The following is a 13,389-nucleotide window of genomic DNA, read 5'->3' as shown; positions in this document are numbered from 1 at the left end:
GCGACCGCATAGCGGGCCTCGGCTGAATGGGGAACGTCATCATTCGGCCAGGAGGTCACCATGGATATCGCGCTCATCATCGGCGCCGATCTGCTCGCCATCGGCGTGCTCGTTTTCGGCATCTACTTTCCCCGTCACCGCCGACGAGACCTCGTCGTCGCGTTCCTCGGGGTCAACGTAGGCGTCCTCGCCGTGGCCCTCGTGCTCGGCTCCACCGCGGTCGGCGCGGGCCTCGGCCTCGGCCTCTTCGGCGTGCTCTCGATCATCCGTCTCCGGTCGCGCGAGATCGAGCAGGGCGAGGTCGCGTACTACTTCGCGGCCCTCGCGCTCGGGCTCATCGGCGGGCTCGGCGGCTTCACTTGGCTCGGTGCCGGACTCATGGCGCTCATCGTGGCGGTGCTCTTCGTCGCCGACCACCCCTCGCTCTTCCGCCGCTACCGCCAGCAGACGATCGTCGTCGATCACGCGGTGCTCGACGAAGAGGAGCTGCGCGGCCAGGTCGAGCGGCTCCTCGGCGCCCGCGTGCACGCCCTCACCGTCGTCTCGCTCGACCTCGTCAACGACACTACGACGGTCGATGCACGTTTCGAACTGACTCGCCCGGGCCGGCCCGGTGCGCGCGCGGCCGGCATCCGTTCGGCCCACACCGCCCCCGTGACCCTGGAGCCGGCGCGATGAGCGCGGCCGCGATGGAGAAGCGGATGACGGCGCCGGCCGCTCTTCTCGACCGGTTCGACGGTCTCTCGCTCGACGAGCTGAACGCCCGCGCCGAACTGCAGACCCGCGTCGACCGGAAGTACATCCTGCCGGCGGGCGATCTCGCGGCGGTGCTCGCGGAGCTCGGCGACGATGCCCTCGTGCTCGAGATCGACGGTGTGCGCGGAACCCCCTACGAGTCGGTGTACTTCGACACCCCCGAGCTCGCGAGCTACCACCTCGCGGCGCGCGGGCGTCGGCGCCGCTTCAAGATCCGCACGCGCCATTACCTCGACTCGGGAGCGAGCTTCCTCGAGGTGAAGACGCGCGGCGGGCGGAGCCTCACCGTCAAGGATCGCCTCCCTTACACGGTGGATGCCGCGGGCGAGGCGCTCCGGCCCGAGGGCGTCGCGTACGCCGACGACCTGCTGCGCGACTGCGGGGTGCTGCGAGACGGCGGGGCGCTCGATCCGGCCGTGACCGGACGGCTGTACCCGACGCTCATCACCCGCTACCGGCGCACGACGCTCCTGCTTCCCGCCGAGTCGGGTCGGGACGAGTCGCGCGCGACGATCGACGACCGGCTCGAATGGGTCGACGTCGGGGCGCAGGACTTCGCCCGCGACCTGCACCTGCCGCGCTCGGTCATCGTCGAGACGAAGTCGGGCAGTTCGGCCGGTGCCCTCGACCGGGCCCTGTGGCGCCACGGTCACCGACCGGCCACCCTCTCGAAGTTCGGCACGGGCCTCGCGGCGCTGCGCCCCGGACTTCCCTCGAACAAATGGCGTCGTGTCCTCGACCGCCACTTCAGCACCCGATAGGAGAACCACCATGAAGACACCCCGCCCCCTCTGGCTACTGCCGCTCGTGCTCGCCCTCGCGGGCTGCAGCACCACGGCCGCCGTCGCCGGCACGGCCACCACCACGACCGACACGAGCGCGACCGCCGAGGCCGCCGCGGTCGCCGCCGACCCGAGTGCGAGCGCCGCCGAGGTGCTCGCCGAGAACCAGGAGCCCCACACGACCGAGTCGACGTGGGACGACGCCGACGTGATCGACGTCGACCTCTCCGACCCCGCGGCATCGGGGCTCACGGTCGACGGCGACACCGTCACGATCACCGAGGCGGGCACCTACCGCCTGACCGGCGAGCTCGACGGCGGCGTCGTCGTCTCGAGCTCGGGCTTCGTGCGGCTCATCCTCGACGGCGCGACGATCTCGAACACCGACGGTGCGGCGATCGACATCGCGGAGGCCGACACGGCCGCCGTCGTGCTCGCCGACGGTTCGGAGAACGCCCTCTCGGATGCCTCGTCATATGCGGATGACGCGACGGCGAACGCCGCGCTCTACAGCGCCACCGACCTCACGATCCTCGGTTCGGGCTCGCTCACCGTGACGGGCAACGGCAACGACGGCATCGCGTCGAGCGACGGCCTCGTGATCGCCGCGGGCGACATCTCGGTGACGGCGGTCGACGACGGCATTCGTGGCAAGGACTACGTGTGGATCGCGGGCGGAGCCGTCGCGGTGACCGCGGGCGGCGACGGCATCAAGTCCGACAACGCCGAGGAGGCGGAGCGCGGCTACGTCGCGATCGAGGGCGGCGACGTCACAATCGAGGCGGGCGGCGACGGCATCGATGCGGCGACGGATGTCGTCGTCTTCGGCGGCACCCTCGACGTGACGACCGAGGCGGCGAGCGCCGACGCCTCGGCGAAGGGCATCAAGGGCGGAGTGATCGTCGTGGTCGACGGCGGCGACACGAACGTCGCGTCGAGCGATGACGCCCTGCATTCGAACGGCGTCGTGCACGTGGCATCCGGTGCACTCGAGCTCTCCTCGGGAGACGACGCCATCCACGCCGACAGCGCCCTCTCGATCTCGGGCGGAACCGTCGACATCACGGCGTCGTACGAGGGCCTCGAGTCGATGGCGATCGACATCTCGGGCGGCGAGACGACTCTCGTGTCGAGCGACGACGGCGTCAACGCGTCGGACGGCTCGGGCGAGACGATGGGCGGCGGAGGCGGCGGTGATTCCGCGACGGCCGGCGTGACGTTCACGATGTCGGGCGGAACCCTCGTGATGGATGCCGGCGGCGACGGCCTCGACTCGAACGGAACGGCGACCGTGACGGGCGGAACGATGGTCGTCAACGGTCCGACCAACGACGGCAACGGCGCGCTCGACGTCAACGGCGAGTTCACCGTCGACGGCGGAGTGGTGCTCGCCGCGGGCAGCGCGGGCATGGCCGTGGCCCCGTCGACCGGCTCGGCGCAGGGATTCGTCGCCTTCTCGGGCTCGGTCGCCGCGGGCGAGAGCGTGCAGATCGTGGCCTCCGACGGCACGGTGCTCGCGTCGTTCACCGCCGAGAAGGCGTTCGCGTCGCTCGTCTACTCGTCGGCGGACATCGCGAACGGGTCGACGTACACGCTCGTCTCGGGCGGGAGCGCCGGCGAGACGCTCGCAGGAACGCTCTCGACGGGCGGCACGGCGGGCTCGACGACGGTCGCGACGGCGACGGCGGGCGAAGCGCCGGCCGGCGGAATGGGCGGCATGGGCGGCGGCCCCGGCGGCGGTCGCTGACGTCGCACCTCGCTCACCTCGCAGGAGTGCCGTTTCCGCGCTGGAGTTCACCGATATCGGTACTCCCCCGCAGCAACGGCACTCCTGCGCGGGGTGAAGCGTGAGTGTGTACGCGGGGTGAGGGCGTGAGGTGCGTGCGGGGGGGGGGATGACGCGGGCGGGCGATCAGGGCGCGGGCGGCGCCGCGAGGTACGCCCACGCGAGGCGGCCCGAGGCGCGGATGACGCGCTCGCGGGCGTAGTCGTCGACCTCGTACGAGTCGGCGGCGAGGAGTTCGGCCTCGGTGAGTTCGAGCACTCCACCGGCGACGTGGTCGGCCGGGTCATCCGTTCGCTCGAGCATCGGGTGCTCGTCGGAACCGCTCAGGGCGATGACGTGCGGGTCGAGGATGCGCACGGTCGTCAGCCGGAAACCGGGCAGCGCGTCATCCGTCGTCTCGATGCGCCGACCGAACGTGCCGTGCTGCACGTCGGGCAGACGCAGCGTGCCGTAGGAGAAGAGCAGCTCGCTCACGACAGCTTCGCGATGATGCCCTCGACGCGTCGGGCTCGGGTCGCGGCGGGCGAGGCGGCGAGGGCCTCCGCGAGGTCGGCGGGCACCTCGATACCGGTGTTGTTGCCCTGCTGGAAGAGGGTCGTGGAGAAGCGCATGAGCACATTCTGCACCCGGCCGGTCGCGCGCGACCAGAGCGGGGTGCATCGCTAGCAGGGAACGGATGACGGCCGCCCGCCGAGCGGAATAGCCCGATCGCGGTCGACGTTGGCGCAAGGGATGTCCGACTCACTGCACCTCTCCGTCCTCGATCTCATTCCCGTGCGCACGAACCAGTCGAGCGCCGACGCCGTCGCCGGTGCTCTCGCGCTCGCGCAGCTCGCCGATCGACTGGGATACGAGCGCTACTGGTTCGCCGAGCACCACAACATGGCCTCGGTCGCATCGACGACGCCGCCGGTGCTCATCGCCGCCGTCGCCGCGACGACCGAGCGCATCCGGGTCGGATCGGGCGGCGTCATGCTGCCGAACCACTCGCCCCTCGTCGTCGCCGAGCAGTTCGCCGCACTCGAGGCGATCGCCCCGGGGCGCATCGACCTCGGCATCGGGCGCGCGCCGGGAAGCGACCCCGTCATCACCCAGCTCCTGCGGCTCTCGGGCACGACGAGCGACGTCGACCGGTTCCCCGACAACATCGCCGACATCCTGTCGCTCCTCAGCACCGACGGCGCGACGCTGCGCCTCACGAGCGGACGCGAGTACGACATCCGCGCGACGCCCGCCGCCGCGGCCGTGCCGACCCTCTGGCTGCTCGGATCGAGCGACTACTCGGCGAAGCTCGCGGCATCGCTCGGCCTTCCCTACGTCTTCGCGAACCACTTCTCGGGCGACGGCATCGAGGCGGCACTGCACCATTACCGCACGGGCTACCAGCCGAGCGAGGCGCACCCCGAACCGCGCACGTTCCTCACGGTCAACGCCTCCGTCGCGCCGACGAAGGAGGAGGCGTACGACCGCGCCCTCCCGCAGCTGCGCACGATGGCACGTCTGCGCCTCGGTCGCCCGATGCACGCTCTCGAAACGGTCGACGAAGCCCTCGCGGCCGAGCCCGACGCGATGAGCGACGAGGTCATCGCCGCCATGGCCGGCCGCTGGATCATCGGCGATGCCGCCCAGGCGATCGACGCAGTGCGCCGCCTCTCGAGCCAGTACGGCGTCGACGAGGTCATGATCTCCCCGATCGCCGGCGCCCGCACGGCCGAGCCCGCCGGAGCCGGTCGCACCCAGACGCTCGAGCTGTTGGCCGGCGCGCTGTAACGCTCCCCGCGGGGATGCCGCCCGCCCGCGTCATCCCCACCCCGCGCGGCGGCCGCGCCCCCGCGCGCCCGCCGCGCACGGCCCCGAGTTGCCGCAAATGGCCGGTGTGAATCGCTTCACACCGGCCATTAGTGGCAATTCATCGTCATCGGCGGGCGCTCGGCGGCGCGGCGGATGACGGTCGCTGCGTTCTACGCGGCGAGGTCGTGGGCGCGTCGGCCCGTGCCGAGCCCCGAGTCGACGATTCCGCCGGGCGGCACCGTGACGTCCTGTTCGACGCGAGCGCCGGGCGCGATGCGTGCGTCGACTCCGATCGCGGCGCGGATGCCGATGCGTGCGCCGCGCGAGACGATGGCTCCGCGGCCGACGTGCGCGTTGGCGTCGATGATCGCACCCTCGCCGATGATGGCGTCGCGGTCGATCCACGCTCCCGACTCGATGCGGGCTCCGCGGCCGACCTCCGCCCCCGGATCGACGTACGCCGAAGCGTGAACGAATGCGGTCGCATCGGCCTTGGCCTTCGCCGAGACCAGGCCGCGGCCGTTCGCGTGGCGACGATAGCGCTGCAGAACGCCGGCGTCGTCTTCGAACTCCACGTAACTGACTCCCATGGCTGGGTCCTCCTCTGTCGGGCTCGTAAACCCCGACATCGATACAACACACAGGGCCGCTGTCGCATTCCCCCGCTCAAGGTTAGGCTGTCCTAAGCCACTTCGTCGAAACGAACCCATGACCTCCCCCTCTCTCCTGCAGCTCGATCGCGTGAGCATTCGCCACGACGGCGCTGTTCGAGCGACCCCGAACGAGGTCTCGTTCGACGTCGCAGCGGGCGAGGTCGTGCTGCTCCTCGGGCCGAGCGGCTGCGGCAAGTCGACCCTGGCCCTCTCGATCAACGGGCTCGTGCCGCACGACGTGCCCGCCGAGCTCGACGGAACGGTGATCCTCGCCGGGCTCGACACGGCGAACGCGCGGGTCGGCGAGCTGAGCGCCCACGCCTCGATGGTCTTCCAAGACCCCGACGCCCAGATCGTCACCGGAACCCTCTTCGACGAGGTGTGCTTCGCCCCCGAGAACCAGCTGCAGCCGAAGGCCGTCGTGCTCGAGCGCGCCGAGCAGGCCCTCCGCGACGTCGGCCTCTGGGAGCGCCGCAGCGAGAACCCCGACAAGCTCTCGGGCGGTGGGCGTCAGCGCCTGGCGATCGCCTGCGCCCTCGCGATGAACGCCCCCTTGCTCGTCCTCGACGAACCGACCGCGAACCTCGACCCCGCCGGAATCGAGGAGGTCTACGCGGTGCTGCGTTCGCTCGCGGCCGAGGGCGGTCACGCGATCGTGCTCGTCGAGCACAACCTCGATGCGGCGATCGACATCGTCGACCGCGTCGTCGTGCTGGGTGCCGACGGGCGCCTCGTGCTCGACGGCCCGACCGACGAGATCATGCGCGGGCACGCGCGCGAGCTGCTCGCGCTCGGCGTCTGGCTCCCGGTCTCGACGCTCGCGGCCCTCGCACTGGCGGATGCCGGCATCGACCTCGACCCGCTGCCGCTGACCCCGCACGAGCTCGCGGTCGCCCTCGACGCCGTGGCCGAACTGCCCGAACCCACGGCACGCGTCGCTGCAGCGACCGAGGCCCGCCCCCCGATCGTGCGAGTCCGCGACCTCGCCGTGCGGCGCGGCGGCAAGCGCGGGCCGATCGTCGTCGACGGCGTCTCGCTCGACATCGCCGCGGGTGACTTCGTCGCGATCGTCGGCACGAACGGCGCGGGTAAGACCACGCTGCTGCAGGCGATCGCGGGTGTCATCCCCCCGCCCGTCGGCGCCGTCGAGATCGACGGCCTCGACCCGTCACGCACCGACCCGCGCACCCTCGCCCGCCACGTCGGCTTCGTCTTCCAGAACCCTGAGCACCAGTTCATCACCCACTCGGTCGCCGACGAGCTCGAGCACGGACTCCGCATCCAGGGGGTGGATGACGCCGAGCGCGCGCACCGGGTCGACGAGATGCTTCGCCGGTTCGGGCTCGACGAGCTGCGCGAGCAGCACCCCTTCCTGCTGTCGGGCGGGCAGAAGCGACGACTCTCGGTCGGCACGGCGCTCATCGCCGGGGCGCCCGTCCTCGCCCTCGACGAACCGACGTTCGGTCAGGATCGCGAGCGCGCGGCCGAACTGCTCGACATGCTCTCGACACTCAACCGATCGGGCACGACGGTGCTCGTCGTCACCCACGACCTGCAGCTCGTCGCCGAGCACGCGAGTCACATCGTCGTCATGCAGGACGGCGGGGTCGTCGCCGCGGGCGAGACCGAGGCGGTTCTCGCCGGCCCCGCGATCGAGGCCGCCGGGCTGCGGGTACCGCCCCTCGCTCGCGCGATGCGTTCGCTCGTGCGTCATCCGTCGTGGAACTCGCTGTCGCGACTCACGGACCTGCCCGTTCCCGTGCCGGTGCCGGTCGTCCCTGCTCCTGCTCCTGTCGAGGACGTCGCATGACGACCGCCGCCGTGCAGTCGCCCGCGGCCGCCCTCGACCCCTACGCGACGACCGCTCCGCGCAGTCGCGCCGCGTTCCTCTACGGCCTCAACCCGCTCGCCAAGGTGCTCGCGCCCGTGCCGATCATGGTGCTGCTCGTCTTCTCACGCGGCATCCCGATCCCCCTGGCGTTCTCGCTGTTCTCGCTGCTGCTCCTGCTCGTCGGCGCACGCCTGCGGCCGCGTACCCTCGCCATCCTGCTCCTCGGGCTGCCCCTCGCGGTCGCCGTGCTCGGCGTGAGCTTCGGCGTCTGGATCGATCCGTCGCGCCTCGACGCCGCCGCCGGGTCGGACACGGTTCTCCTCGCGATCGGCGACTGGCGCTTCACCGTCGCGGCCTACCTCGCGGGCCTCGCGACGGCGCTCCGCATCACGAGCCTGCTGCTGCTCTCGCTGCTCGCCGGCGCGACCTCGACCGGCCCCGACCTCGTGCGCGCGCTCGTGCAGAACCTGCGCGTGCCGTATCGCATCGGCTACACCGCCCTCGCCGCGTACCGCTTCGTGCCGCGTTTCGGCCACGAGCTCGAGGTGATCCGCGCGGCGCACCGCGTGCGCGGCACCGACTCCGGGCGCGGGCCGATCAACGCCGTGCGCCGCATCCTGGGGTATGCGATCCCGCTGCTCGCGAGCGCCATCCGCCACGCCGAGCGCGTCGCCCTCGCGATGGATGCCCGCGCGTTCGGCGCCCACGCCACCCGCACCGAGCGTCACCTCGTGCCGTGGCGCACGCGTGACACCGTGTTCGTCGTGCTCTTCTGGGCCGCGAGCGCGGGCCTCTACGTGTGGGCGCTCAGCGCGGGGCTCACAGCACTCACCCCCGACCGCACCGACATCGGAGCCTGAGCCTCGCGCTCGGCCGACCAAGGAGACGACATGGCGAAGACCCACAGCATGGCGAAGAAGGCCGAGCGCACGGCGCCCCTCGAGCTCGAAGTGCTGCGCACCGAGCGCGTGAGCCCCGGCTTCGCCCGCGTGACGCTCGGCGGCGGAGAGATCGCGGCGTTCGCGCACCGCGGCTTCGACCAGTGGTTCCGCCTCTTCCTTCCGCCCGAGGGGGTGGATGACGTGCGCCTGCCCCGCACGGATGGCTTGGCCGGATACGCGCAACTGCTCCGCACCCCCAAGGATGTGCGCCCGACGATGCGCAACTACACGGTGCGCGCGTTCCGCCCCGCGACGGCCGAACACGGTGCCGAGCTCGACATCGACTTCGTGCTGCACGAGGGCGCGAGCGGTGAACTCGAGGGCGTCGCGGCGCAGTGGTCGCTCTCGTGCACGCCCGGCGACCGTGTCGGCGTGCTCGACGAGGGCATCGGCTACGACCCCGCCGTCGGCACCGACTGGCATCTGCTCGTCGCCGACGAGACCGGGCTTCCCGCCGTCGCGGGCATCTGCGGCTCGCTCCCCTCGTACGCGCGCGGCCTCGCGATCGTCGAGATCACGGATGCCGCGGACGCCCAGGAGTTCGCGAGACCCGACGGAGTCGAGATCCGCTGGATCGTGCGCGGCCACGAGGAACGTGTCGGCTCGCTCGCCTACGCCGCGGCGCGTGAGGCGCTGCCGGCCGGCCCCGAGCGCGCGCACGCCTTCGCCGTCGGCGAGAGCGGCCTCGCCACAGGCATCCGTCGTCTGCTCGTGACCGAGAACGGATGGCCGAAGACGGCCGTCAGCTTCTGCGGATACTGGCGCCTGCCGAAGGGCGCACCCGCGATCGACGCGGCGCTCACGAGCGCCTGAGTTCTCGCCGCGCCGCAGCACCCGCACGACCGACCCCGCACGACCCTGCACGACCTCGCACGACCGACCCTCGGAGACGACATGAAGACCACGACACGGATGCTGCTCACGTGCGCCGCGATCGGCGCCGCCGGTGGCGTGCTGCTCATTCCGGCGAACAACATCGCCGCGGCGATCTCGGTCGTCATGCCGCTCGCGTACGCGGCGATGACCGGCATCTGGCTCATCCCGTTCGTGTTCGTGCTCGCGCTGCTGCGCCGCCCCGGCGTCGCGATCCTCGCCGCGCTCTTCGCGAGCGTCATCACGTCGTTCACGACCGTGTACGGGGCGAGCTCGCTGCTCACGAACCTCATGATCGCGATCGCGCTCGAGATTCCGTTTGCGATCAGCCTGTACCGGTACTGGCGCGCGTGGGTCTTCTACGTCGGCGCCGCGGTCTTCGGACTGCTCTACTCGTTCACCGCGATGGCAGCCCTCGGAGTCGACGCGTGGTCGGTGCCGATGCAGGCCACGTTCGTGCTCGTCATCATCGCGAGCGAGATCGCCGCGACGTGGCTCGGCCTGCTGCTCGCCCGCCGCGTCGAACGCACGGGCGTCGTGCGCGGCCTCGCGCGGCCGCGGGCGGCTCGACCCGCTCGGCCCGCGAAGGTTCCCGCGGCGTAGGGGCTGCTGCCGGTTCGCCGGAACTCCGCGGATGCGCCGGAACCATCCAGCGAACTGCACCGCCACATCGCAGAACCTCCGGCACACGCGATCCGCTCGCCGCGTCATCCGCTCGCCCGCGCCATCCGCCCGCACCCGCTCGCTTCGTAGGGGATCCGGCGCAACGTAGGGCCGGATCGCGCGCCCGCACCTACACACCGCGCGATCCCCTACATTCCGGGCGGCGAAGGGGTCGGCAGGAGCCGGGACCCGGGCCGGGGCCGGGGCCGGGGCCGGGGCCTGCAGGATGACGGTGCGCGACGCACCCCGGATACGACGAATCCCGCCCGCGCCAGCCGAAGCCGGTCGCGAGCGGGATTCAGGTCGATCAGCCGGCTGCGGGAGCCGTTTCGAGGATCTCGATGTAGAAGACGAGCGTCTGGCCGCCGAGGGCGTGACCGGATGCCTCGTCGCCGTAGGCCTCAGCGGGCGGCATCGTCGCGATGAGCTTCGAGCCGACCTTCTGGCCGACGAGCGCCTTGCCGAAGCCCGTGATGACCTGGTCGGTCGCGAAGGTCGCCGGCTGGCCCGACTTGAAGCTCGAGTCGAAGACGAGGCCCGAGTCCCAGCTGACGCCGAGGTAGTTGAGCGTGACCGAGTCACCCTCGGCGACGGCGGTGCCGGTGCCCTCTTCGAGCACGTCGAGAACGAACTCGGTCGGTGCGTCGGCGTCGGGGAGCGTCATCGTGGGCACGTCGCCCTCGAAGGTCACGGCCGGGGCGTCACCCGTGCGCTCGACGGGCTCGGCGACCGAGACGACGTCGGTGATGACGACGACCGCGTCATCCGCGCCGACCTTGTAGTCGGGGTTGCCCTCGGTGCCGAAGAGCTCGCCCGCGGGGCTGAGGGTCACGACGCGCGAGCCGACGGGCACGCACGAGAAGCCGCCGGCGAGAGCCTCGGGCAGCGTGGCGTCACCGACGGTGAGCTCGTTCGGCTGCGTGAGGATCTGCTCGCCGGTCGTGGCGTTGTAGAGGGTCCAGGAGACGGTGACCTGGTCGCCGTCGACGGTCTCGCGGCCATCGCCCTCGTCGACGATGGTGCGCTCGGGGCCGTCGATGTCGGCGAGCGGAGCGTCGAACGTCGCGGTGACCGCTTCGCCGAAGGTTCCGTCGGTCTTCACGGCGTCGCTCGCGGCGCCCGACTCGAGAGCGACGCACGCGTCACCCGAGGTTCCGGTGGCGTCGGTTGCTTCGGGCTCGGGGCTGCTGCCGGCGCATCCGGCGAGGAGGAGCGCGCTCGCGGCGAGCAGCGCGGCGGGCGCGAAACGGCGCACGGAGGAAGAGCGGTTCATCGTGTGGATTCTCGATTCGATCGGATCGGTGACGTCTCAGTCTGCCGCAGATCGCTATCAATCGCCTGAACGTCAACCGTCAGGCAGAGTTGACCCATGGCGATCGAACTCGAACGACGGCGATTCGCGGGGCCGGCGGAGTTTCGCACGTGGCTCGTCGAGCACCAGCATGACTCCCCCGGTCTCATCCTCGTGCTCGCGAAGAAGGGGTCGCCGGGGCTGACCTATGCCGAGGCGCTCGACGTCGCGCTCGCGTTCGGCTGGATCGACGGGCAGGTGTCGCGTCTCGACGACGAGGCGTTCCTGCAGCGGTTCACCCCGCGCCGCCCGAAGAGCCTGTGGTCGGCCCGCAACGTGCGCTTCGCCGAAGAGATGATCGCCGCCGGACGCATGGAGCCGCGCGGACTCGCCGAGGTCGAGAAGGCTCGGGCCGACGGTCGCTGGGAACGCGCCTACGAGGGATCGAAGAACGCCGAACCGCACCCCGACTTCCTCGCGGCCCTCGCCGCGAACGACCGGGCGCGCGCGTTCTACGACACCCTCACGAGTCAGAACCGGTACGCGATCTACTTCCGCATCCACGAAGCGAAGCGCGACGAGACCCGTGCGCGCCGCATCGCGCAGTTCATCGAGATGCTCGAGCGCGGCGAGAAGTTGTACTGATCGGGCGCGCCGGCCCGCCGGATGCCGCTCGAAAGGTCAATACATCGGGGTGTGGGGCATCCAACACCGGGGTGGATTGACCTCTCGGGGAGGGGCTGATTCGCGCGTGGGCGGGGCGACCCGCGCGGGCGGGGCAACGCACCGGATGACGGTCGAAAGGTCAATACATCGGGGTGCGGGCCACCGCACACCGGGGTGGATTGACCTCTCGGGGAGGGGGAATCGCGCGCGCGGGCGGGGCGACCCGCGCGGGCGGGGCAACGCGCCGGATGACGGTCGAAAGGTCAATACATCGGGGTGTGGGGCATCCAACACCGGGGTGGATTGACCTCTCGGGGAGGGTGAATCGCGCACGCGGGCGGAGCAACGCGCCGGATGACGGTCGAAAGGTCAATACACCGGGGTACGGGCCACCGCACACCGGGGTGGATTGACCTTTCGGCGTGAGGTTGCATCTCGAGAGGTCGATCGCTCGGGGTGCGGGGTGCCGTGCACCGGGGTGGATTGACCTCTCGCGGGAAGCGGGACGTGCGGGCGAAAAGTGAGAAGCGGGACGCGGGAAGCGGGAAGCGGGCCGTGGGAAGCGGGCCGTGCGCAACCCTCAGCGCCCGACAAAACGCGGCGGGCGCTTCTCTTGGAATGCGGCGAAACCGTCGCGATAGTCATCCGTCGCGGCGAGCGCGGCCTGCGCGCGGCTCTCGTGCTGCATCGAATCCCAGAGCCCGAGGCGGGCGTCGCGCAGCTCGGCGACGAGACGCTTCGACGCGAGGAACGCCTGCGTGGGTCCGGTCGCTGCGACCCGGGCGGCGTCGCGCGCGGCATCCGTCACCTCGTCGGCCGGGAACGCGCGGGAGAAGAGCCCCGCACGCACGGCCTCGGCTCCCGTGAGCATGCGCCCCGTGTAGATGAGGTCGAGGGTCGCGTGCGCGCCGAGTCGCTCGACGAAGAGCGCGTGACCGCCCGAGTCGAGGGTCGCGCCGAGAGCGCCGAACGGCGATCCGATGCGGGCGTCATCGGCGACGTAGACGACGTCGGTCGCGATGAGCAGGCCGAGCCCGACACCGAGGCACGCGCCGTGCGCGACGGCGAACGTCGGGGCCGGGAACGCGCTCATGCGTTCGAGCAGCGGCCTGACGCCCCCGTCGAGGTACCCGAGCACGTCATCGGTGCGCGGGTCGACGCCCGAGATGTCGCGTCCCGCGCAGAACGCCCGTCCCGAGCCGCGCAGCAGCAGCGCACGCACCCCGGCACGTTCGGCCTCTGCATAGGCGGCGTCGAGTTCGGCGAGGTCGGCGAGGCCCAGTGCGTTCCGCCGCTCGGGGGCGTCGAGCACGATCTCGGCGAGACCGTCGTCGATGGCGAGCTGGATCATCGCTC

At 71.4% G+C, this 13,389-nt stretch carries 14 protein-coding genes; 9 read left to right on the top strand and 5 right to left on the bottom strand.

Translation table 11 applies throughout. From position 1 onward, the window contains the following. Positions 1 to 60: 60 nt before the first annotated feature. From BJ972_RS14335 to BJ972_RS14325, 3 genes are read left to right on the top strand one after another with little or no spacing between them, the layout of a single operon-like run. Complete coding sequence (locus tag BJ972_RS14335) at positions 61 to 678, top strand: DUF4956 domain-containing protein (RefSeq protein WP_129176270.1); 618 nt, start codon at positions 61 to 63, stop codon at positions 676 to 678. Continuing rightward, positions 675 to 1,517 (top strand): polyphosphate polymerase domain-containing protein, encoded by an 843-nt coding sequence (locus BJ972_RS14330; RefSeq protein WP_241830867.1) that lies wholly within the window; start codon positions 675 to 677, stop codon positions 1,515 to 1,517. The genes BJ972_RS14335 and BJ972_RS14330 overlap by 4 nt, the downstream gene beginning before the upstream one ends. A gap of 10 nt (positions 1,518 to 1,527) precedes the next feature. Then, on the top strand, positions 1,528 to 3,285 hold the full coding sequence (locus BJ972_RS14325) for a carbohydrate-binding domain-containing protein (RefSeq protein WP_129176272.1): 1,758 nt from the start codon (positions 1,528 to 1,530) through the stop codon (positions 3,283 to 3,285). 165 nt (positions 3,286 to 3,450) lie between these two features. Here BJ972_RS14325 and BJ972_RS17420 read toward each other — a convergent pair whose 3' ends face one another. Further along, positions 3,451 to 3,798 carry a gamma-glutamylcyclotransferase family protein gene (locus tag BJ972_RS17420; protein WP_241830868.1) on the bottom strand — a complete coding sequence of 116 codons (348 nt, stop codon included), beginning with the start codon at positions 3,796 to 3,798 and terminating at the stop codon, positions 3,451 to 3,453. Then, the gene (locus BJ972_RS17415; RefSeq protein WP_241830869.1) at positions 3,795 to 3,935 is read right to left on the bottom strand and encodes a hypothetical protein; all 141 of its coding nucleotides are present in this window, start codon (positions 3,933 to 3,935) and stop codon (positions 3,795 to 3,797) included. Before BJ972_RS17415 ends, BJ972_RS17420 begins: the two co-directional genes overlap by 4 nt. Before the next feature lie 121 nt (positions 3,936 to 4,056). Here BJ972_RS17415 and BJ972_RS14315 point away from each other — a divergent pair, with 121 nt between their 5' ends. Continuing rightward, positions 4,057 to 5,094, top strand: coding sequence for an MsnO8 family LLM class oxidoreductase (locus BJ972_RS14315; protein WP_129176276.1), 1,038 nt, complete (start codon positions 4,057 to 4,059; stop codon positions 5,092 to 5,094). Between the two features lie 191 nt (positions 5,095 to 5,285). Here the strand turns inward: BJ972_RS14315 and BJ972_RS14310 are convergent, their stop codons facing one another. After that, positions 5,286 to 5,705, bottom strand: a complete 420-nt coding sequence (locus BJ972_RS14310; protein ID WP_129176278.1) for a transferase — start codon at positions 5,703 to 5,705, stop codon at positions 5,286 to 5,288. A 118-nt stretch (positions 5,706 to 5,823) separates the two neighbouring features. Here BJ972_RS14310 and BJ972_RS14305 point away from each other — a divergent pair, with 118 nt between their 5' ends. The 4 genes from BJ972_RS14305 (at position 5,824) to BJ972_RS14290 (ending at position 10,016) form a co-directional block, all read left to right on the top strand. Next, positions 5,824 to 7,578: an ABC transporter ATP-binding protein gene (locus BJ972_RS14305; protein WP_129176280.1), complete on the top strand. Its 1,755-nt coding sequence runs from the start codon at positions 5,824 to 5,826 to the stop codon at positions 7,576 to 7,578. Beyond that, positions 7,575 to 8,459: an energy-coupling factor transporter transmembrane component T family protein gene (locus tag BJ972_RS14300; protein ID WP_129176282.1), complete on the top strand. Its 885-nt coding sequence runs from the start codon at positions 7,575 to 7,577 to the stop codon at positions 8,457 to 8,459. Before BJ972_RS14305 ends, BJ972_RS14300 begins: the two co-directional genes overlap by 4 nt. A 30-nt stretch (positions 8,460 to 8,489) precedes the next feature. Next, the gene (locus BJ972_RS14295) at positions 8,490 to 9,353 is read left to right on the top strand and encodes a siderophore-interacting protein (RefSeq protein ID WP_129176284.1); all 864 of its coding nucleotides are present in this window, start codon (positions 8,490 to 8,492) and stop codon (positions 9,351 to 9,353) included. An 81-nt stretch (positions 9,354 to 9,434) separates the two neighbouring features. Further along, entirely contained in the window at positions 9,435 to 10,016 is a 582-nt protein-coding gene (locus tag BJ972_RS14290) for an ECF transporter S component (RefSeq protein ID WP_129176286.1), read from the top strand. Between the two features lie 367 nt (positions 10,017 to 10,383). On the opposite strand, the gene BJ972_RS14285 is transcribed toward BJ972_RS14290, so the two are convergent. Then, a complete protein-coding gene (locus BJ972_RS14285; protein ID WP_129176288.1) occupies positions 10,384 to 11,349 on the bottom strand; it encodes an FKBP-type peptidyl-prolyl cis-trans isomerase in 966 nt (321 codons plus the stop codon). Positions 11,350 to 11,445: 96 nt separating this feature from the next. Here BJ972_RS14285 and BJ972_RS14280 point away from each other — a divergent pair, with 96 nt between their 5' ends. Beyond that, positions 11,446 to 12,012, top strand: a complete 567-nt coding sequence (locus tag BJ972_RS14280; RefSeq protein ID WP_129176290.1) for a YdeI/OmpD-associated family protein — start codon at positions 11,446 to 11,448, stop codon at positions 12,010 to 12,012. Positions 12,013 to 12,613: 601 nt separating this feature from the next. On the opposite strand, the gene BJ972_RS14275 is transcribed toward BJ972_RS14280, so the two are convergent. Then, positions 12,614 to 13,384: an enoyl-CoA hydratase/isomerase family protein gene (locus BJ972_RS14275; protein ID WP_129176292.1), complete on the bottom strand. Its 771-nt coding sequence runs from the start codon at positions 13,382 to 13,384 to the stop codon at positions 12,614 to 12,616. Positions 13,385 to 13,389: the final 5 nt, after the last annotated feature.

Source organism: Agromyces atrinae, assembly GCF_013407835.1.
GTDB lineage: Bacteria > Actinomycetota > Actinomycetes > Actinomycetales > Microbacteriaceae > Agromyces > Agromyces atrinae.
Note: the sequence above shows the minus strand (reverse complement) of the source record. Positions and strands in the feature narration are given on the sequence as shown.